General features: G+C 73.2%; 15 protein-coding genes and 1 riboswitch. Of the genes, 9 read left to right on the forward strand and 6 right to left on the reverse strand.

The genetic code is table 11. The annotated features are described in order from the left end of the window. Positions 1-151: 151 nt before the first annotated feature. The 4 genes from ribH to ACFV4F_RS31495 all read right to left on the reverse strand — a co-directional run bounded on the left by ribH (position 152) and on the right by ACFV4F_RS31495 (position 3,351). A complete protein-coding gene (gene ribH / locus ACFV4F_RS31480; RefSeq protein ID WP_380438923.1) occupies positions 152-625 on the reverse strand; it encodes a 6,7-dimethyl-8-ribityllumazine synthase in 474 nt (157 codons plus the stop codon). Between the two features lie 61 nt (positions 626-686). Beyond that, positions 687-1,970, reverse strand: a complete 1,284-nt coding sequence (locus tag ACFV4F_RS31485) for a bifunctional 3,4-dihydroxy-2-butanone-4-phosphate synthase/GTP cyclohydrolase II (RefSeq protein ID WP_380507561.1) — start codon at positions 1,968-1,970, stop codon at positions 687-689. Beyond that, positions 1,967-2,554: a nicotinamide mononucleotide transporter family protein gene (locus ACFV4F_RS31490; RefSeq protein ID WP_359963820.1), complete on the reverse strand. Its 588-nt coding sequence runs from the start codon at positions 2,552-2,554 to the stop codon at positions 1,967-1,969. Before ACFV4F_RS31490 ends, ACFV4F_RS31485 begins: the two co-directional genes overlap by 4 nt. 56 nt (positions 2,555-2,610) lie before the next feature. Next, positions 2,611-3,351, reverse strand: a complete 741-nt coding sequence (locus tag ACFV4F_RS31495) for a riboflavin synthase (protein ID WP_380507563.1) — start codon at positions 3,349-3,351, stop codon at positions 2,611-2,613. A 210-nt stretch (positions 3,352-3,561) separates the two neighbouring features. Next, a riboswitch (FMN riboswitch) is annotated at positions 3,562-3,689 on the reverse strand. A gap of 256 nt (positions 3,690-3,945) precedes the next feature. On the opposite strand from ACFV4F_RS31495, the gene ACFV4F_RS31500 reads away from it, so the two are divergent. Then, positions 3,946-4,191 carry an SCO4226 family nickel-binding protein gene (locus ACFV4F_RS31500; RefSeq protein WP_380438917.1) on the forward strand — a complete coding sequence of 82 codons (246 nt, stop codon included), beginning with the start codon at positions 3,946-3,948 and terminating at the stop codon, positions 4,189-4,191. A 97-nt stretch (positions 4,192-4,288) separates the two neighbouring features. Here ACFV4F_RS31500 and ACFV4F_RS31505 read toward each other — a convergent pair whose 3' ends face one another. Then, on the reverse strand, positions 4,289-4,603 hold the full coding sequence (locus tag ACFV4F_RS31505) for an antibiotic biosynthesis monooxygenase family protein (RefSeq protein WP_380438915.1): 315 nt from the start codon (positions 4,601-4,603) through the stop codon (positions 4,289-4,291). 128 nt (positions 4,604-4,731) lie between these two features. Here ACFV4F_RS31505 and ACFV4F_RS31510 point away from each other — a divergent pair, with 128 nt between their 5' ends. From ACFV4F_RS31510 to ACFV4F_RS31535, 6 genes are all read left to right on the forward strand, one after another. Then, on the forward strand, positions 4,732-5,427 hold the full coding sequence (locus tag ACFV4F_RS31510) for an MSMEG_1061 family FMN-dependent PPOX-type flavoprotein (protein WP_380507566.1): 696 nt from the start codon (positions 4,732-4,734) through the stop codon (positions 5,425-5,427). A 173-nt stretch (positions 5,428-5,600) separates the two neighbouring features. Then, positions 5,601-6,014 carry an HIT family protein gene (locus ACFV4F_RS31515; RefSeq protein ID WP_380507569.1) on the forward strand — a complete coding sequence of 138 codons (414 nt, stop codon included), beginning with the start codon at positions 5,601-5,603 and terminating at the stop codon, positions 6,012-6,014. Between the two features lie 158 nt (positions 6,015-6,172). Further along, entirely contained in the window at positions 6,173-7,048 is an 876-nt protein-coding gene (locus tag ACFV4F_RS31520; protein ID WP_380507612.1) for a glycoside hydrolase family 19 protein, read from the forward strand. 182 nt (positions 7,049-7,230) lie between these two features. Further along, the gene (locus ACFV4F_RS31525; protein ID WP_380507572.1) at positions 7,231-8,283 is read left to right on the forward strand and encodes a serine hydrolase domain-containing protein; all 1,053 of its coding nucleotides are present in this window, start codon (positions 7,231-7,233) and stop codon (positions 8,281-8,283) included. Between the two features lie 188 nt (positions 8,284-8,471). Further along, positions 8,472-9,656 (forward strand): thiolase family protein, encoded by a 1,185-nt coding sequence (locus ACFV4F_RS31530; RefSeq protein ID WP_380507575.1) that lies wholly within the window; start codon positions 8,472-8,474, stop codon positions 9,654-9,656. Between the two features lie 149 nt (positions 9,657-9,805). After that, positions 9,806-11,011: an alpha/beta hydrolase family protein gene (locus ACFV4F_RS31535; protein WP_380498120.1), complete on the forward strand. Its 1,206-nt coding sequence runs from the start codon at positions 9,806-9,808 to the stop codon at positions 11,009-11,011. 223 nt (positions 11,012-11,234) lie between these two features. Here the strand turns inward: ACFV4F_RS31535 and ACFV4F_RS31540 are convergent, their stop codons facing one another. Next, a complete protein-coding gene (locus ACFV4F_RS31540) occupies positions 11,235-11,768 on the reverse strand; it encodes a winged helix-turn-helix transcriptional regulator (protein ID WP_380507578.1) in 534 nt (177 codons plus the stop codon). Positions 11,769-11,895: 127 nt separating this feature from the next. On the opposite strand from ACFV4F_RS31540, the gene ACFV4F_RS31545 reads away from it, so the two are divergent. Next, on the forward strand, positions 11,896-13,356 hold the full coding sequence (locus tag ACFV4F_RS31545) for an MFS transporter (RefSeq protein WP_380507580.1): 1,461 nt from the start codon (positions 11,896-11,898) through the stop codon (positions 13,354-13,356). 1,521 nt (positions 13,357-14,877) lie between these two features. Beyond that, a complete protein-coding gene (locus tag ACFV4F_RS31550) occupies positions 14,878-18,561 on the forward strand; it encodes a SpoIIE family protein phosphatase (protein WP_380507583.1) in 3,684 nt (1,227 codons plus the stop codon). Positions 18,562-18,659 lie beyond the last annotated feature (98 nt).

The following is an 18,659-nucleotide window of genomic DNA, read 5'->3' on the forward strand; positions in this document are numbered from 1 at the left end:
TGCCACCGCCCCCCCGCGCGCTCCAGCCCCTACGCGCCCCCCCCCCCCCGGGACCGTGCGCGCGTGGTGATGCGATCGGTGACGCGCGTGGCGGCGCGATCGGTGACGCGCGTGGCGGCGCGATCGGTGATGCGCTCGGTGACGCGTGCCGTCAGCCGAGGTCGCGCAGCGTCACCGCGGTGGCGACGGCGGCCGTGACGGCCTCGTGGCCCTTGTCCTCGGCGGAGCCGGGCAGGCCCGCGCGGTCGAGCGCCTGCTCGTCGTTGTCGCAGGTCAGCACCCCGAAGCCGACCGGGACGCCGGTGTCCACGCTGACCTGGGTGAGACCGGCGGTGGCCGCCTGGCAGACGTAGTCGAAGTGCGGGGTGCCGCCGCGGATGACGACGCCGAGGGCGATCACGGCGTCGTAGCCGCGGTCGGCGAGGCGCTTGGCGGCCACCGGCAGCTCGAAGGTGCCGGGCACGCGCAGCACGGTCGGCTCGGTGACGCCCAGTTCCTTGAGCGCCCGGTGGGCGCCGTCCAGGAGGCCGTTCATCACCTGGTCGTGCCACTGGGCGGCGACGACCGCGACCTTGAGGTCGGCGGCGCCGTCGATGGTCAGCTCGGGGGCTCCGTGGCCGCTCATGTTCGCTACTTCCTGTCCTGTGCGTCGTGCGGGTGGGTTGGTGCGGGTGGGCTCGGGGCGGTCAGGAGCTGAGGCCGGGCAGGTCGTGGCCCATCCGGTCGCGCTTGGTGCGCAGGTAGCGCAGGTTGTGCTCGCCCGGCGCGACCTCGACCGATTCACGCCCCTTGACCTTGAGGCCGTGCTCGGTGAGCGCGGTGAGCTTCTCGGGGTTGTTGGTGAGCAGCGTCAGCGAGCGCACGCCGAGGTCGACGAGCATCTGGGCGCCGATGCTGTAGTCGCGGGCGTCGGCCGGCAGACCGAGGTCGAGGTTGGCGTCGACGGTGTCCCGCCCCTGCTCCTGGAGCTCGTAGGCGCGCAGCTTGTGGGCCAGGCCGATCCCCCGGCCCTCGTGCCCGCGCAGGTAGAGGACGACGCCGCGGCCGGACTCGGCGACCCGGCGCAGCGAGGCCTCCAGCTGCGGGCCGCAGTCGCAGCGCAGCGAGCCGAAGACGTCGCCGGTGAGGCACTCGGAGTGGACGCGCACCAACACGTCCTCGCCCTCCGGCAGCCGCCCGTCCGGGCCGAGTCCGCCGGCGACCAGGGCGATGTGCTCGACGCCGTCGATGGTGCCCTTGTAGGCGACGGCGGTGAACTCGCCGTGGACGGTGGGCAGGGCGGTGGTCGCGGCACGGTCGACGTGCAGCTCGGTGCGGCGGCGGTAGGCGATCAGGTCCTCGATGGAGATGATCGCGAGGCCGTGCTCGCGGGCGAAGGCGACCAGTTCGGGCAGGCGGGCCATGGTGCCGTTGTCGTTGACCACCTCGGCGATCGCGCCGGCCGGCGCCAGCCCGGCGAGCCGGGCCAGGTCGACCGCGGCCTCGGTGTGGCCGGGGCGGACCAGCACGCCGCCCTCGACCGCGCGCAGCGGGAAGACGTGGCCGGGGCGGGTGAGGTCGCCGGGCTCGGTGCCGGCCGAGGACAGCAGGCGGACGGTGCGGGCGCGGTCGGCGGCGGAGATGCCGGTGTCGACCCCTTCGCGGGCGTCCACCGAGACGGCGTACGCGGTGCCCTTGCGGTCCTCGTTGACCTGCGTCATCGGCGGCAGCTTGAGCCGGTCGAGCTCGTCGCCGGTCATCGGGGCGCAGATCACGCCGGAGCTGTAGCGGATGGTGAAGGCCATCAGCTCGGGCGTCGCGGCGGAGGCGGCGAAGACGATGTCGCCCTCGTTCTCACGATCCTCGTCGTCGACCACGATCACGGCGCGGCCGAGGGCGATGTCGGCGATCGCCCGCTCGACCGGGTCGAGGACGAACTCGTCGGCGTCGCCGTCGTTCTGACGGGTCGTCAAGCTGCTCTGGCGGCTCATGCGGTGACTCCCTGCGGGACGGTGGCGGACTGGGGACGCTGCTCACGGGTGCTCAGCCACCACGCGCGCAGGCCGAGCAGCACCAGGACGAAGTAGATCGAGTAGGTGAGGCCGGAGAAGGTGTAGCCGCTGTTGAACGCGAGCGGGACGCCGACCACGTCGACGGCGATCCAGGCGAACCAGAACTCCAGCCAGCCGCGCGCCTGGGCGACCATCGCGGCCAGCGTGCCGACGAAGATGTAGGCGTCCGACCAGGGGCTCCAGGAGAGCGTCGGGTAGGCCTTGAACAGCAGCCCGAGCGCGACCGTCCCGGCGGCGGTGCCGGCCACCAGGGCCGCCCGCTCGGGCCAGGTGGCGAAGCGCACGGCGATCGTGCCGGTGTCCCGGCGGCCACGCTGCCACTGGGCCCAGCCCCAGGCGGCGGTGACGATGACGATCAGCTGCTTGCCGATCAGGCCCGGGACGTGGCCGCCCAGGTAGGCGGCGATCAGCACGGCGCCGGAGAGCAGCTGGACCGGCCAGCTCCACACCGAGCGGCGCCAGCCGAGCGCGAGTCCGGTCAGGCCGAACACGTTGCCGATCATGTCGGCCCACTTCACGTGCTCGCCGAGGACGGTGAAGGCTTCGGAGCTCAGCCAGCTCACTTGGATTCCCCCGTGGTTTCGTTCGCGGTGTCGAGGTCGTTCAGGCCGTTCAGGCCGTTCAGGCCGTTCAGGCCGTTCAGGTTGGGGAGGTTGGGGAGGTTCGGCAGGGTGCGGGACTCCAGCAGCCGCTCCACGTACTTGGCGAGCACGTCCACCTCCAGGTTGACGCTCGCGCCGACGGTCTTCGCGCCGAGCGTGGTCAGCGCGAGGGTGGCGGGGATCAGGCTGACGGTGAAGCTGTCGCGGGCGGCCTCGACCACGGTGAGGCTCACGCCGTCGACGGTGATCGAGCCCTTCTCCACCAGGTAGCGGGAGATGGTCTCCGGGAGGCTGAACCGCAGGACCTCCCAGCGGAGTTCACCGGCCGCGTCGCGCTCGCCGGGCTCGCGGGCCAGCAGCCTGCCGGTCGCGTCGACGTGCCCCTGGACGAGGTGGCCGCCGAGCCGGTCGCCGAGCGCCATGGCGCGCTCCAGGTTGACCGGCGAGCCCGGTGCGAGCTCGCCCAGGCTGGAGCGGTGCAGCGTCTCCGCCATCACGTCGGCACTGAACTCGCCGGTTTCGGCCGCCAGTTGCTCGGGGGTGTCGACCACCGTCAGGCACACGCCGTTGACCGCGATCGAGTCGCCGTGACGCGCACCGGAACAGACCACCGGGCCGCGCAGGCGGATTCGCGAGGAGTCGCCGATCTCCTCGATCGACACGACCTCGCCGAGCTCTTCGATGATGCCGGTGAACACCCGGGTTCTCCTCGCGCTTGGGGCGCGGACTCCGGGGCGGCAAGGGGAGATGACACGGACGGGCACCGGTGCACGGAGCCGGTGGCACACCCGTCTCCGGGGTACCGCAGCAGCCGGGAGATCGCTCGCCCGGCACGGAAGCGCGTGCGCTCCCGCCGTCCACCTTCCCGCGGACCACCGGGGGGCCACGGGTACTGCTCTTCGTCCGCCCGCGCACGCCTCCCATCCGGACTTTAACCGTCGGTCCAGGAATTTCACCTGGTCAACCGCCCGCTGGCTGCGGACGGGTCGCGGACTGTAACCGCCGGTTCGGATTTTCACCGACCCCGGAGTGCGCTGAACGTCACTGCTGTTGCGGTCATTGTGCCACGGCGCGCGCAAGGCCAGCGAGAGGCTTTCGCTGTGGGCTGTTTCACGCGCAGGCGGGGAATGCGCGGCGCGCTCGTGGTCGCGGGGCACTCGTGATCACGGGGCGACCGTGGGCGCGCGGCCGTGCGGTGGTGGTCGGCGGGGTCGGGGCGCAGGCTGGTGATGGTGGGGGTGTTCACGGAAGGTGAGGAAGCTCCGGGGTCCGGAGCTGTGGAGGCGAGAACGATGAAGTTCATGGACGTCCACCACGGGATGGCCGGGATCACCGGCGACCAGCTCAAGGCGGCCCACGACGCCGACCTGGCGGTCCAGGGCGACGAGGGCGTGCGGTTCGAGCAGGCGTGGGCCGACCCCGAATCGGGCACGGTGTACTGCCTCTCCGACGCGCCGTCCAAGGAGGCCGTGCAGCGCGTCCACACGCGTACGGGCCACCCGGCGGACGAGATCCACCCGGTGCCGCTGCAGATCTGAAGCCGCCGAGTGCCAAAGCCCGGCGGGCCCCAGAGCCTGGCAGGCCGCAGAGCCCGGCGGGCCTCAGAGCCTGGCAGGCCGCAGAGCCCGGCGGGCCTCAGAGCCTGGCGGGTGCGGCGATCGGCATGAAGTGGCTGACCACGGGCGGGTGCGCGAGGTAGCTCAGCTCCCCCTCGGACCAGACCGGCCGGATCCGCCACATCGGCCCGGCGTACCCGCGCAGGGCCTCCTCGTCGCGCCACCGGCTGACCACGAGCACCCGGTGCCCGTCCTCGGTCACCGAGCGCAGCAGCTCGCCGCCCAGGCAGCCGTCGGTGCTGCCGAGCTGCGGGATCACCTTCGTCGTGAGCAGCGTGCAGAATTCCTCGACGCGCCCGGCCATGACCTGCCCGGCCCAGATCCTGACGATCACGACCACCACCTCCCGCGGAAGTCCTTGGCCCCATTATCAGCGGAATCTGCGGAAAAGCGCTGGTGGGGAGGGGTGGACTCGGATTCGCCCCGGCCGGTGCCTTGACCCGCCCGGCTAGATTCGCCGGTATGACCAGCACATCGGAAACTTCCCTTCCGTCAACCGCCGGGCAGGACGGGCCGCACGGCCTCTTCGCCGCGCTCGACGCCGGCGCCCTGCGCACCGCCGAGCAGCTGCGCGAGGTCTACGAACAGCCCGGCCAACGGGCGCGCCAGAAGCAGGTGGACCGGCTGCACGAGGTCGCGCGGCAGCTGATCGCCTGCTCGTCGATGGTCTTCGTGGCCAGCTCCGACGCCGAGGGCCGCTGCGACGTCTCGCCCCGCGGCGGGCCGGCCGGGTTCGTCTCGGTGCTCGACGAGTACACGCTGGCCATACCGGACGCCACCGGCAACAAGCGCCTGGACACCCTGAACAACATCCTGGAGAACGGCCGGGTCGGGCTGCTCTTCGTCGTCCCCGGGCGGGACACCACCCTGCGCGTCAACGGGCGGGCCTGCGTGTCCACCGACCCGGAGCTGCTGCGCCGGCTGACGGCCGTCGGCAAGCCGCCGCGCAGCGCGATCGTCGTGGGCGTCGAGGAGGTGTACGCGCACTGCCCGAAGTCGTTCCTGCGCGGTTCGGCGTGGAAGCCGGAGAACTGGCTCGCCAAGGACGCACAGCCGAGCTCGGCGGCGGTCACGCTCTCGCACCTGCGGGACGGTGGGCTGACCATCGAGATGATCGAGCAGGACGAGCGGGACGCGCTGCAGTACCGGTACGAGTAGGGGCTGCCGGAGCCCGGCCTGTCCGTCCGCGTCGGCCGGCATCCGTCCGCGCCGGTCCGCATCCGTCCGCGCCGGTTCACGTTAGTTCACGTTGGTTCGCGCCGGTTCGCTCCGCCTGCGTCCGTTCGCGCGGTGGAGGTGCCCGGGCCGCGGGCGGCGGCTTGAATGGGCGGATGGACTGCGTCTTCTGTGCGGTCGTCGCCGGCACCGAGCCCGCGCACCGGGTGCTGGACGACGAGGCGGCGGTGGCCTTCCTGGACCGGCGACCGCTCTTCCCCGGGCACGTCCTCGTCATCCCGCGCACCCACCACCGCACCCTCGCCGACCTGCCGGCCGCCGACGTGGGGCCGTTCTTCCTGCGGGTCCAGCGGGTGGCCGCCGCCGTGGAGCGCGGGCTGGGCGCGGCCGGGAGCTTCGTCGCGGCGAACAACCGGATCAGCCAGTCGGTGCCGCACCTCCACGTCCACGTCGTGCCGCGCAATCCGAGGGACGGGCTGCGCGGCTTCTTCTGGCCGCGCGGGACGTACCCGGACGAGGCTGCGGCGGCCGAGGTCGCGGCGCGGCTGCGGGCGGCACTGGCGCCGTAGGGCGGGGCGGGGCCCCTTTCGGATTTCGTAAGCGCCTTTGACCAAACCCCTTGACAGGTATAGACCATAGCGGTTCAGTCGTCATCACCCCCACAACTCCCCCACTGCACGAGGGTGATGACGTGTCAGTCAAACGCGCATTCGCGCTGCTCTCCGCCATGACGACGGCGCTGGCCGTCCTCCTGCTCTTCCCGGCCGGCGCCGGCGCCGCCACCTGCGGCACGCCGTGGAGCTCCTCGGCCGTGTACACCGGCGGAGCCGCCGTCTCGTACGGCGGGCACAACTGGACCGCCAAGTGGTGGACTCAGAACGAGCCGCCCAGTACCGGCGGTTCCGGCGTCTGGTCCGACCAGGGCGCCTGCGGCGGCTCCGGCGACCCGTCGCCCACACCGACCCCCACCCAGCCCGGTCCGGGCGGATTCCCGGTCAGCCAGGCCCAGTTCGAGCAGATGTTCCCGAACCGGAACCCCTTCTACACCTACCAGGGCCTCCTCGACGCGCTCCCCGCCTACCCCGGCTTCACCACCACCGGCAGCGACACCGTCCGCCGGCAGGAGGCCGCCGCGTTCCTCGCCAACGTCAGCCACGAGACCGGCGGGCTGGTCTACGTCGTCGAGCAGAACACCGCCAACTACCCGCACTACTGCGACGCTTCGCAGCCCTACGGGTGCCCGGCCGGGCAGGCCGCGTACTACGGGCGCGGGCCGATCCAGCTCAGCTGGAACTTCAACTACAAGGCCGCCGGGGACTCGCTCGGGATCGACCTGCTGGACAGTCCGGGCCTGGTGGAGACCGATCCGGCCGTCGCCTGGAAGACCGGCCTCTGGTACTGGAACACCCAGAACGGGCCGGGCACCATGACCGCGCACGACGCGATGGTCAACGGCGCCGGCTTCGGCGAGACGATCCGCAGCATCAACGGCACGCTGGAGTGCAACGGCAACAACCCGGCGCAGATGCAGCACCGGGTCAGCCTGTACCAGGGGTTCGCGCAGCTCCTCGGCGTGGATCCGGGGGCGAACCTGACCTGCTGACGCGCCCCGCCCGTACTTCGCCCGTACTTCGCCCGGCCCGTACGTCGCCCCGCATTCCGCCCGTACTTCGCCTGTACTTCGGCGAGCGCAGCGGGGCGTACTCCCGGGGACGCACGGGGAGGCGGCGCAGATCACCATGAGGGCTGACGAATCGGCAGGTGGGCGGGCCTAGGCTCACAGTCATGAACGAACTCGCCTGCCTCGTCCAGCGGACGGCCGACCGGCTCGCGGGCCAGCACGTCGGCGCGGTGGTCGCCGGGCTGGCCGGCGGCGCCGTGGAGATCCACGGTGCCGGGCGCACCGGTCCGGGCGGCGGCGCGCCCGGACCGCGCACGCTGTTCGAAATCGGTTCCGTCACCAAGGTGTTCACCTCGCTCGCGCTCGCCCGGATGGTGCTCGACGGCTCCACCGCGCTGGAGGAGCCGGTCGTCGCGCTGCTCCCCGGCGGCACCGCGCTCCCCGTCCGGGGCGGTCGGGAGATCACCCTGAAGGACCTCGCCACGCATACCTCGGGACTCCCCCGCCTGCCCCGGGGCGTCCTGGTGGCCAGTCTGTTCACCTCGCGTCGGTCCGATCCGTACGCGCACTGCACGGCGGAGCACGTCCTCGCCGGGCTCGGCCGCACCAAGCTGCGCTCGGCGCCCGGGCGCAGCTTCCGCTACTCCAACCTCGGCGCCGGGCTGCTCGGTCTCGCGCTGGCCGAGCGGGCCGGGGTTGGGTACGAGGAGCTGGTGCGCCGCGAGGTCTGCGCGCCGCTCGGGCTCGGGGACACCGTCGTGACGCCCGGCGAGGAGCATTCCGACCGGCTCGCCCGGGGGCACTCGGCGGCCGCACGGCCGGTGCCGTACTGGGACCTCGCCGACCTGGGAGGCATGGGGGCGCTCCGCTCGACCGCCGCCGACCTCTCGATACTCCTGCGGGCCCAGCTGGCCGCCGGCCGCGAGCCGGACGGGCCGCTGGCGCCCGCGGTCTCGCTCACCAGGGAGGTGCGGCACCGCGTCAACCCGTTCGCCTGGATGCACCTGGGGTGGCTCGGCCACCGCCTGCACACCCAGCAGGGCGGTCACCTCCAGATCTGGCACAACGGCGGCACGGGCGGGTTCCGGTCCTTCGTCGCCTTCGATCCGGAGAAGCAGGTGGGGGTGGTGGTCCTGGTCAACAGCGGGCGGTCGGCCGATTCGGCGGGGACGGCGCTACTGCGCAGGTTGCAGAACGAGTTCGGGGCGGCGGTGTAGCCGGCGCGGAGAGGCGGAAGCGGCAGAAGCGGAGGGACGGAACCGGAGGGGAACGGAAGCGGAGAGGCGGAAGCGGCGAGGCGGCGACGAGCCCGAGAGGGTTGGATTCTCGAACTCACTAGATCTATAGTGAGTTTGCTTTTCCAACTACCCTCTCAGGTCCCCAACACCCAAGAAGGGCGGCCGTCATGCGTGACGCCGTGATCGTCGAAGCCGTCCGCACCCCCGTCGGCAAGGGCAAGCCGGGAGGCTCGCTGGCCGGCGTCCACCCGGTCGAGTTGCTCGCGCACACGCTCCAGGCCCTGATCGGGCGCAGCGGCATCGATCCGGCCCTGGTCGACGACGTGATCGGCGGCTGCGTCGACCAGGTCGCCGAGCAGGCGATGAACACCACCCGCTACGCGTGGCTCGCGGCCGGGTTCCCGGACTCCGTCCCGGCGACCACGGTCGACCGGCAGTGCGGCTCCTCCCAGCAGGCGGTGCACTTCGCCGCGCAGGGCGTGATCGCGGGCGCCTACGACATCGTGGTCGCCTGCGGGATCGAGTCGATGAGCCGCGTGCCGATGTGGTCCAACGTGCCGCCCGGCGCCGATCCGTTCGGCGCGTCCGTCGCCGCCCGCTACCCCGGCGGGCTGGTCCCGCAGGGCGTCAGCGCCGAGCTGATCGCCGCGAAGTGGTCGATCTCGCGCGAGGAGATGGACGCCTTCGCCGCCGACTCGCACGCCAAGGCGGCACGGGCCCACGCGGACGGCCTGTTCACGGCCGAACTCGCACCGGTCCCCACCCCGAACGGGCTCGTGACCATGGACGAGTCGGTGCGGCCGGGCACCACCCCCGAGGTGCTCGCCGGGCTGCGCCCCGCCTTCGAGGACCCGGGCTACGCGGAGCGCTTCCCGCAGATCTCGTGGTCGGTGACGGCGGGCAACAGCAGCCCGATCAACGACGGCGCCTCCGCCGTCCTGATCACCAGCAGCGAGACCGCCGCCCGGCTCGGCCTGCGCCCGCTGGCCCGGTTGCACTCCTTCGCGGTCACCGGCTCGGACCCGCTGCTGATGCTCACCGGCGTGCTGCCCGCCACCGACAAGGTGCTGCGCCGCTCGGGGCTCTCGCTCGCCGACATCGACCTGTTCGAGGTGAACGAGGCCTTCGCGAGCGTCGTCCTGACCTGGCTCCGGGAGACCGGCGCCGACCCGGCCCGGCTCAACGTCAACGGCGGCGCGATCGCCCTCGGCCACCCGCTGGGCGCGAGCGGCACCCGCCTGATGACCACCCTGGTCCACGAGATGCGCCGGCGCGGCGCGCGGTACGCGCTGCAGACGATGTGCGAGGCGGGCGGCCTGGCGAACGCGACGATCCTGGAGTCGATCGCCTGACGCCCGGAGTCGGTCGCCCGACGGCGGGGCCGGTGCACCCCTAGGGGTGCCCGTAGGGGCCGTATGTCGACGGCCGTCGTACTCTCCGGTGGAACCCCTACGCCGCTGAGGCGACGTCAATTCCCTTGCGCGGCACATACGGTCCTCGCATGACCGGAATTCGTCGCACTGCCGCGGCGGCGGCCCTGCTGCTCGCCCTGCCGCTGTCCGTCGTCGTCGCCGCACCCGCACTCGCCGCCTCCCCACCCGCGGCCGCCGCGGCCACCTCTCCCGGCACCGCCGGCACCCCGGCCACCACGCCGGCCGCCGTCCACGTCGAACTCCCGCGCCCGACCGGGCCGCACGCGGTCGGGCGGGAGATCCTGCACCTCGTCGACCAGGACCGGCCCGACCCGTGGGTGCCGTCGGCGGGTCCGCGCCAGCTGATGGTGTCGATGTACTACCCCGCCAAGGCGGGCACCGGCGGCCCGGCCCCGTACATGACGCCCGAGGCCGCGCGGATGCTGCTGGACGCGAAGCTGCCGGGCAACACCATCCCGACCGAGGCGATCACCGCCACCCGGACCTGGGCCGAGTCCGACGCGCGCCCCGCGCCCGGCCGGTACCCGCTGATCCTCCTCTCGCCCGGCTTCACGATGCCGCGCACCTCGCTGACCAGCCTCGCCGAGGACCTGTCCAGCCGCGGCTACGTCGTCGCGCTGATCGACCACACCTACGAGAACACCGGAACGACCTTCCCCGACGGGCAGACACTCCCCTGCGTCATGTGCGGCCAACTGAGGACCCCGGAGGCCTGGGCGGGCCTGGACCGCAGCCGCGCGAAGGACGCCTCCTTCGTCCTCGACCAGCTGACCGCCCACCCCCACCCCGCCTGGCGTTACTCGCGCATGATCGACCCCGACCGCATCGGCATGGCCGGCCACTCCGCCGGCGGTGCGGCGACCGTCCCGGCCCTGCTCACCGACGACCGGATCCAGGCCGGCGTGGACCTGGACGGCAGCATGGACGTCACCGTGCCCGCCTCCGGCATCGGCGGCAAGCCGTTCATGATGATCGGCCACCCCCTGCCGGACGGCGAGGAGGACACCAGCTGGAGCCAGAGCTGGCCCAACCTCGACGGCTGGAAGCGCTGGCTGACCGTCGCGGGCACCAACCACCCCTCGTTCACCGACTTCCCGCTGTTCCTCGACGCACTCGGCCTCCCCGACACCGGCCGGACGATCCCCGCCCAGCGCGCGCTCTCGCTCACGCGCGAGTACGTCGCGGCCTTCTTCGACCTGCAGTTGAAGGGCGTCGACCAGCCGATCCTCGACGGGCCGACGGCGGAGAACCCGGAGGTCGGCTTCCACTCGTAGGCGCCGGCCGCGAGCGTCGCGAGGCCGTCGGCACGGTGCCGACGGCCTCGTCGGCGTCCCCGCGCCCCGGCGGGGCCGGGCGGCGACCGGCAGGCCAGACGGCAGCCGGCAGCCGGGCAGGGCCGGCGGCGACCGGGCGGGTGGGCGGCGACCGGCAGGCCAGACGGCAGCCGGGCGGGGCAGGCGGCGACCGGGCGGGTGGGCCAGGGAACGCCCGGGCGGGCTAGGGAGCGGCCGAGGCGAGTGGTTCGAGCAGCCGGTGCGGGCCGGCCAGCGCGAGCGAGACCGGGTCGGTGCGCGGGGCGCCGCCGCGGCCGGGGTTGGGCCGGATCACGACTTCGGCGGGCGGGACGAACCGGCCGCAGTGCGGACACGCGCCTGTGCGGTCGAGGTCCGTGCCGCAGGCGGTGTGCGCGAAGAGGTGGCGCGGACCGTCCGGGGTGGCGTGCCGACCGCCCCAGCGGCTCAACAGGTAGAGCGGCGCCCACAGTTCGAGTCCGGCCTCGGTGAGCAGGTAGCCGTGGCGCAGCGGCGCGTACTGGTACGGCTCCTTGCGCAGGACGCCGGCGGCGACGAGCGTGTTGAGGCGGGCGGTGAGGACGGCCCGCGGGATGCCGAGGTGGACGAGGAAGTCGTTGAAGCGCTGCACGCCGTAGAAGGCGTCACGCACGATCAGGAGGCTCCAGCGCTCGCCGACCACCTCCAGGGCGCGGGCGAGTGCGCAGTCCTGCAGTTCGTAGTCGGTTCCGAGCGCCATGGCGGTCAGCGTAGTCCAGTCGCCCAGTGGGTTCAATCAACAGACTCTTGGTGGTAGCGTGCCGCCCGGAAAGCAGGTTCATTCACCAGGCCCACTGGACCCACCGCCGCTCCCGGAGGGAACACCGATGTCCCCCGCACCAACCGGCCCCGTGCCCGTCCGGCCCGGTGCCACCCTGTTCACCGCCGCGGTCGCCACCGCGCTGGTCACCGTCGCCTACACCGCCCCCACCGCCTCGCTCGCCGCCACCGCCGAGGCGGCCCACCTCGGGGCCGGCGGCCGCACCTGGATCCTCACCGGCACCCTCGTCGGCATCTCGGCCCTGCTGCTCACCGCCGGCAGCGCGGCCGACGACCACGGGCGCAAGCGCGTCTTCACCTTCGGCGTACTGCTGTTCGCCGCCTCCGAGGCGCTCGCCGCCCTCGCCCCCGGCGGCGCCGCCTACCTCACCGCCCGGGTGCTGCTCGGCGCCGGTTCGGCGGCGATCCTGGCGCCCGCGCTCGGGCTGATCAGCCACGCGTTCCCGCCCGGACCGGCCCGGATCAGGGCGCTCGGCGTGTGGGGCGCGGCGGTCGGCCTGGGCATCGCGATCGGCCCGGTCTACGGCGCGCTGGTCGCGCAGTGGGCCGGGTGGCGGGCGGTCGGCGGCGGGCTCGCCGTCGTGTCCGCGGCGCTCGCGGCCCTCGCCTCGGCCGTCCTCGCCGAGTCGCGGGCCGACCGGCCGCGCCCGCTCGACCCCTGGGGCGTCCTCACCCTCGCCGCCGGAACGACCTTGCTGATCGCCGGACTGGCCGAGGGCCGCACCGGCTGGGGCCGGCCCGCAGTACTGGTGCTGCTGGCGGCCGGGGTGCTGCTGCTCGCACTGTTCGCCCTGGTCGAAGCCAAGGTCCGGGAGCCGATGCTGGACCTCTCGCTGTTCCGCAGCCCCGGCTTCATCGCGGCCACCGGCGGGGCGATGTTCACCGGGCTGTCGATGGTCGGCTTCATGAGCTACCTGCCCACCCTGCTCCAGGGCGTCCTCGGCCTCTCCGGGCTGGCGGTCGGCGGGGTGCTGGCCATCTGGTCGGGCCTCTCGGTCCTCGCCGCCCTCCAGGCCCGACGGCTCGCGGCCCACCTGGCGGCGACCACCCAGGTCGCGGTCGGGCTGCTGATCTGCGGCATCGGCGAGGCCGGCCTGTACGGGCCGGGCCCGGACTCCACCTGGGCACGGCTGGCGCCCGGGCTCGCGGTCGCGGGCATCGGCAGCGGCGTGCTGAACGCCGCCCTCGCCCGCCTCGCGGTGAGCAGCGTCCCGGCCCACCGGGCGGCCATGGGATCCGGCGCCAACAACACGTCCCGGTACGTGGGTTCGGCCCTGGGCGTGGCGGTCACGGTGGCCGTGGCCGCCTCCGCCCACCCGACCGCCCCCGGCCACGAGGCAGCGGCCCGCGCCCTGGCGGCGGGCACCGACCGAGCCGTCGTCGTAGCGGCCGCCCTGTGCTTCGCCGGAGCCCTGCTGGCCCTGGCCTCCCGCACTGCCGAATCCCGCAGGACGGAAGCCGCGGAGGGGGCGAAGGCCCCGACACGGGAGCGAGTCCCCACCAGTTGAGGGCCCACAGAAAGTCGCCCCACCCGACTTCTGGCGCTGCCCCACCACAGCAGAACGCCACCAACCCAATCGCCCAGGCCAAGCGGCTCCCCCACTCGCGCCAAAAGTCGGCCCGCCCGACTTCTCACGCCTCCGCCTGCCCAACACAGACCACAAAACCGAACCGGCCGACGCCCCTTCCCGGAGCCAAAAGCCACCCAAACGGCAAAGCCCCATCCCGCGCCAAAAGTCGGCCCACCCGACCCCTGGCGCCCCCCACGAGCCCAACCCGGACCACAAAACCAAACCGACCCACGCCCCCACCCCGGAGCCAAAAGTCGGCCCAACCGACTTCCAGCGCGCCCCCTGCCCCAGCAGAGCCAGAATCCACCCAAGCGACGAGGCCCGCACTCCGCACCAAAAGTCGGCCCACCCGACTCCTGGTGCCCCACCCCAACCCAGAGCGCTCAACCGAGCCGGGAGGAACGGACCGAAAAGTCGACCCGCCCGACTTCCAGCGTCTCAGCGTCAGGCAAGCCTGCGCCCCACGGCCAGCCGGCGTCGAAAGACGCGGGCGGCCGCCAGCGCAGAAAGTCGATTCGGCCGACTTTCCGTCGCTGTGTGTGAGGGCAGTCGGGGGCCGGAAGAACAAGTCGGCCACGTCGACCTCCTCTCGCGTGCGCGGAGTCATGGAAACGCAGGGCGCAAGTCCGCGAGATCAAATCCCGTGCACGAGCAGGCCGCGCAGGAAGTCGGCCACGACGACTTCTCGCGACCCCGGCGATGCCGACCGGGGCAGCGGGCCTCCAGGGGAAGCCGGTGGAATCGACACGCCACAACCGGGCCCGCCACACAGGAAGTCGGCCAGGACGACCTCCCACGACCCCAGCGATACCAGCCGAGGCAGCGGGCCAGCGGAGCAAGCCGGTGAAATCGACACGCCACAACCGGGCCCACCACACAGGAAGTCGGCCAGGACGACCTCCCACGGCCCCGGCAATACCAACCGGGGCAGCGGGCCAGCGGAGGAAGCCAGTGGAATCAACACGCCACAACCGAGCCCGCCACACAGAAAGTCGACCACGACGACCTCCCACGACCCCGGCAATACCAGCCGAGGCAGCGGGCCGGCGGAGGAAGTCGGCCGGGTCGACTTCCCGTGGCCTGTCCGGCCGCGTGAGAAGCCGGCCGCATCGACTGCCCGTGGCTGTCGGAGAGTCGACCCGTGAGAGCAGGGAGCCCTACCGACTTCGCTTGCCGGATCGGGGTCATGATCGGCGCGCTGCTGGTGTCGCCGGTCTTGCTGGTGGCAGGCAGTCCGCTGCGCCGCCGGTGCGTGGGGCACCTCTACCGGGATGGTGCGCACTCGCCGGTCGACCGGGCGCGGGTTCGAGGGATCCGGGCCGTTGGGTGAGCCGCGGTCCGGTGGGCGGGGTTCTGGTGGGTACGCCCCGGGCGGTGATGTCACGGTGAGCGGGCTCCGGGGGCCGCGTGCGAAGATGGCAGGGCTGGTGGAAGCGATCTCCGGACGGTTCTCTGGCCATGGTGAACGAGAACGAGCCGCGCACGGGGGAGCCGCGGCAGGACGCCCTGCTGATGGTCCCGATCGCGACGGCGCTGATCGAGGCCGACGGGCGGATCCTGCACTGGAGCAGCGACGCCGAGGCACTGCTCGGTTACACCGCCGCCGAGGCGGTCGGTGCGAAGGCCGCGCAGTTGCTGACCTCGGACGAGGAGCGGCCCGACGTGCTGGAGCTGTTCCAGCAGATCCTGGACGGGCGGCCGTGGTCCGGGGTGTTCCCCGTGCGGCACCGGGACGGGCATCCCGTGAACCTGGAGTTCCGCACCCATCCCATCGCCGGCCCCGGCGGGCGCCCGCTGGTGCTGGCCGTCGCCTCGGACGTCACGACGCTGCGCCGGATCCAGGCGGACCTGGCGGTCCTGGACGGGTTCTTCACGCAGTCCCCGGTCGGCATGGGCGTCTTCGACGCCGATCTGCGGTTCGTCCGCCTCAACGAGGCGCTGGCCCGGGTCAACGGCCTGTCTGTCGGGGCGCACGTCGGCCACCGGCTGACCGAGCTGCTGCCCGGGATCAACGGCGCCGAGGCGGAGGCGGTGATGCGGCGGGTGCTGGAGACGGGCACGCCGGTCGTGGACACGCGCTCGCACGGCCGCACTCCGGGCGATCCGCAGCACGACCACGCCTGGTCCGCCTCGTACTTCCGGCTGGAGGAGCCGGGCGGGCGGGTGCTCGGGGTCAGTTCGACGGTCATCGACATCAGCAAGCAGTTCCACGCCGACGCCCGCGCCGCCCGCGCACAGGAGCGGCTGGCCCTGCTCGTCGACGCGACGGCCTCCATCGGCACCACGCTCGACCTGCGGCAGACCGCCCGCGAGCTGGCCGACGCGATGGTCCCGAGGGTGGCCGACATCAGCGGCGTGTTCGCCCTGGAGGCGCTGGTCGCCGGGCGCAACGTCGAGCCGACCGACCGGCTCGTCCCGCTGCTGGTGCGCCGGCTGGCCCTCGCGTCCACCGATCCGCTGTACCCGGCGGAGGCCCTGCCCGTCGACGCGGTGTACGAGCTCCCCCACGACTCCCCGTACGCGCGGGCGCTCGCCACCGGGCGGACGGTCGTCGTGCCGTCCTGGGAGCTGCCGCTGCTCAGCGAGGGCATCACCGAGAGCCGCCGCCAGGCCGCGCTCGGCGACCGGCCGCGCTCGGTGCGGATCACCCCGCTGGTGGCGCGCGGCACGACGCTCGGCATGATCGTGTACTCGCGGCGCGGCGCCCGGGAGTCCTTCGCCGAGGCGGACATCACGCTCGGTGACGAGCTGGCCTCGCGCGCCGCCGTCGCGATCGACAACGCCCGGCTGTACCTGCGCCAGCACCAGACCGTCCTCGCCCGCCAGCAGGCGCTGCGGGAGGCGAAGGCCGCGCAGGAGCGGCTGGCGCTGGTCAACGTGGCGTCCGCCCGGATCGGCACCACGCTCGAAATCGACCGCACCGCGCAGGAGTTGGCCGAGGTGGCGACGCCCAGGCTGGCCGACACGGTGGTCGTCGAGGTGCTGGACGACCTCGTCCGCGGCGAGCGTGAGGCCCGCCCCTCCGGGGACGGCTCCGCGCTCCTGCGCCGGATGGCCTTCCACTCCGTGCACGGCTCCACCCTGCGCCCGATCGACCGGACCGGTGGCGTGCAGCGCTTCCGGCCCGGCTCGCCGTACGCGTGGGCGCTGGCGAACCGCAAGCCCGTGCTGGTGCCGCGGATGGACGCCGAGGGGCTGGCCTGGTTCGCCGACGACCCGGTGCGCACCGCCGCGGTGCGCGAGCAGAACGTCCGTTCGTTCATGGTGGTCCCGCTGATCGCGCGCGGCACTCCGGTCGGCGTCGCGGGCTTCTACCGCACCCTCGTCGAGCGCCCCTACGAGGACGACGACCTGGCGCTGGCCGGGGAGTTGGCGGTGCGGGCGGCCGTGTCCATCGACAACGCGCTGCTGTTCACCCGCGAGCGCGACGCCGCCGCGGCCCGCCAGCGCGCGCTCGACGAGGCATGGGCCGCGCAGCAGCGGCTGTCGCTGCTCAACGAGGCCAGCACCCGGATCGGCACCACGCTCGATCTGCACAACACCGCACGGGAGTTGGTGGAGGTCGTGATCCCGCGCTTCGCCGACTTCGTCACCGTCGACCTGCGCGACGCGGTGCTCGGCGGCGAGGAGCCGGGGCCCGTCCCGCCCGACGGCTCGGTGCTGATGCGGGCGGTCGCGGTCGGCGAGGTCGGCCCCTCGGGCACCATGACCGGCGCGGCGGACTCCGTCGGCGAGACGTCGCAGTCCGCCGCGCTGTACGCCGAGAGCCTGCGCAGCGGGCGGTCGATCCTCGTCTCCGAGGTCACCGAGGACGACCTGCGCCGGATCGTCGCCTCGCCCGACCGGGTGGAGCCCGGGCTGGCGGCGGGGGTGCACTCGTACCTGATGGTGCCGCTGGTGGCGCGCGGACTCGTGCTCGGCGGGGCGGAGTTCATCCGCATGGCCAACCCGGTGCCGTTCGGGCCGGCCGACCAGGCGCTGGCCGAGGAGCTCGCCGCCCGCACCGCCCTCGCGATCGACAACGGACGGCTCTACCGGCGCGAGCGGGACACCGCGCTCACCCTCCAGCGCAGCCTGCTGCCGCAGGAGATCCACCGCACGCTCGGCCTGGACATCGCCTACCGCTACCTGCCGAGCAGTGTCGTCAGCGAGGTCGGCGGCGACTGGTTCGACGTCGTTCCGCTGCCCTCCGGGCGGGTCGCGCTGATCGTCGGCGACGTCATGGGACACGGCATCCGGGCCGCCGCCACCATGGGCCAACTGCGCACCGTCGCCCGCACGTTGATCACCCTCGACCTCGACCCGGCGCGCGTCCTGCACCGGCTCGACGAGGCCACCATCGCACTCGGGGACGGGCAGTTCGCGACCTGCGTGTGCGTCGTCTACGACCCCGTCGACCGCCACTGCACCGCCGCCTGCGCCGGACACTTGCCGCCGGTCGTCGCCGAGCCCGGCGGACGCGCCCGGACGATCGAGCTGCCGCCCGGCGCGCCGCTCGGCGTCGGCGGAGTCCCGTTCGAGAGCGTCGAGTTCACCCTCCCCGAGGAGGCCATCCTCGCGCTCTACACCGACGGGCTCGTCGAACGCCGGGGCCGCGACATCGACGAGGGCATCCAACTGCTCTGCCGCACGATCGCCGACCGGCGCCGCTCCCTGGAGCAGACCTGCGACGCCGTCCTCGCCGAACTCACCGGCCGCACCGCCGAGGACGACATCGCCGTCATCATGGCCCAGGTCCGCCCGGTCGGCGCGGACCGGATCGCGACCCTGCCGCTCAGCGGCGACCGCGCCATGGTCGCGCACTCCCGCCGCTTCACCCGCACGACGCTCGCCGACTGGGGGCTCGACGCCCTCGCCGACTGGGCCGAGCTGCTCACCAGCGAACTCATCACCAACGCCCTCGTCCACGCCGGATCCCCCACCCAGCTACGGCTGTTCTGCAACCGGATGCTCACCGTCGAGGTCGCCGACCAGGAGGGCGAGGCCCCGCGCATGCGGCCCGCCAGGTCCGAGGACGAGGGCGGGCGCGGCATGCACCTCGTCAACGAGCTCGCCCACCGCTGGGGCAGCCGGCGAACCGGGGACGGCAAGGTGGTCTGGTTCGAGCTGGAGCTGCCGCCCGGCACGACGGGCACCTCCTGAACCACGCGTGGCCTGCGACGACAACGGTCGATTGTCGGCCCCGCACTGCGGTTGTTGGCCCGGTGCGGTGCCTGCGCGGTTGTCTGGTGGCACGGCGG

This window comes from Kitasatospora sp. NPDC059722, assembly GCF_042733235.1.
Taxonomy (GTDB): Bacteria; Actinomycetota; Actinomycetes; order Streptomycetales; family Streptomycetaceae; genus Kitasatospora.

Excerpts from the sequence above, each read along its gene's own strand:
- ribH (WP_380438923.1), bottom strand. The coding sequence starts at position 625 with ATGAGCGGCCACGGAGCCCCCGAGCTGACCATCGACGGCGCCGCCGAC.
- ACFV4F_RS31485 (WP_380507561.1), bottom strand. The coding sequence starts at position 1,970 with ATGAGCCGCCAGAGCAGCTTGACGACCCGTCAGAACGACGGCGACGCC.
- ACFV4F_RS31490 (WP_359963820.1), bottom strand. The coding sequence starts at position 2,554 with ATGATCGGCAACGTGTTCGGCCTGACCGGACTCGCGCTCGGCTGGCGC.
- ACFV4F_RS31500 (WP_380438917.1), top strand. The coding sequence starts at position 3,946 with ATGAAGTTCATGGACGTCCACCACGGGATGGCCGGGATCACCGGCGAC.
- ACFV4F_RS31510 (WP_380507566.1), top strand. The coding sequence starts at position 4,732 with ATGACCAGCACATCGGAAACTTCCCTTCCGTCAACCGCCGGGCAGGAC.
- ACFV4F_RS31515 (WP_380507569.1), top strand. The coding sequence starts at position 5,601 with ATGGACTGCGTCTTCTGTGCGGTCGTCGCCGGCACCGAGCCCGCGCAC.
- ACFV4F_RS31520 (WP_380507612.1), top strand. The coding sequence starts at position 6,173 with ATGACGACGGCGCTGGCCGTCCTCCTGCTCTTCCCGGCCGGCGCCGGC.
- ACFV4F_RS31525 (WP_380507572.1), top strand. The coding sequence starts at position 7,231 with ATGAACGAACTCGCCTGCCTCGTCCAGCGGACGGCCGACCGGCTCGCG.
- ACFV4F_RS31530 (WP_380507575.1), top strand. The coding sequence starts at position 8,472 with ATGCGTGACGCCGTGATCGTCGAAGCCGTCCGCACCCCCGTCGGCAAG.
- ACFV4F_RS31535 (WP_380498120.1), top strand. The coding sequence starts at position 9,806 with ATGACCGGAATTCGTCGCACTGCCGCGGCGGCGGCCCTGCTGCTCGCC.
- ACFV4F_RS31540 (WP_380507578.1), bottom strand. The coding sequence starts at position 11,768 with ATGGCGCTCGGAACCGACTACGAACTGCAGGACTGCGCACTCGCCCGC.
- ACFV4F_RS31545 (WP_380507580.1), top strand. The coding sequence starts at position 11,896 with ATGTCCCCCGCACCAACCGGCCCCGTGCCCGTCCGGCCCGGTGCCACC.
- ACFV4F_RS31550 (WP_380507583.1), top strand. The coding sequence starts at position 14,878 with ATGGTGAACGAGAACGAGCCGCGCACGGGGGAGCCGCGGCAGGACGCC.